1 protein-coding gene is annotated in these 600 nt (G+C 48.6%); it reads left to right on the forward strand.

Annotated features, from left to right (window positions below; all coding sequences use genetic code 11):
• A partial coding sequence (locus MM213_RS20785) for an HYR-like domain-containing protein (protein WP_241414794.1) occupies positions 1–600 on the forward strand: 600 nt, incomplete at both ends.

The raw sequence follows: 600 nt of genomic DNA on the forward strand, positions 1-600 counted from the left end.
CCTTTACCTACACGATCGAAGCACCTGTGGTGACAATGCCATTGAACGGCTCAGCAACCGTAGCTTGTGTGGATGATGCCGTGGAACCGAATGCCCCTGCAGTTACTGACAACTGTGGCAGAACCATCGTTCCAACCTTGACGAGTGTAAGTGAAGATCCTGCYTGTGARGGTACGAAAGTTTATACYTACACGTATACAGACTGTGCCGGAGAAGAGTACACCTGGAYMTWTACCTACACGATAGAGACACCTGTGGTGACAATGCCATTGAACGGTTCAGCTACTGTATCCTGTGTTGAAGATGCGGTAGAACCGACAGCGCCAGAGGTTACGGACAACTGTGGCAGAACCATTGTTCCAACTTTGACGAGTATAAGCGAAGATCCTGCCTGTGARGGYACGAAAGTTTATACCTATACTTATACAGACTGTGCCGGAGAAGAGTACATCTGGACMTWTACCTACACGATAGAGACACCTGTGGTGACAATGCCGTTGAACGGATCAGAAACCGTAGCTTGTGTGGATGATGCGGTAGAACCGAATGCCCCTACAGTTACTGACAACTGTGACAGAACCATCGTTCCAACCTTGACAA

Origin of the sequence: Belliella alkalica (assembly GCF_022549785.1) — a bacterium.
GTDB classification, from domain to species: Bacteria; Bacteroidota; Bacteroidia; order Cytophagales; family Cyclobacteriaceae; genus Belliella; species Belliella alkalica.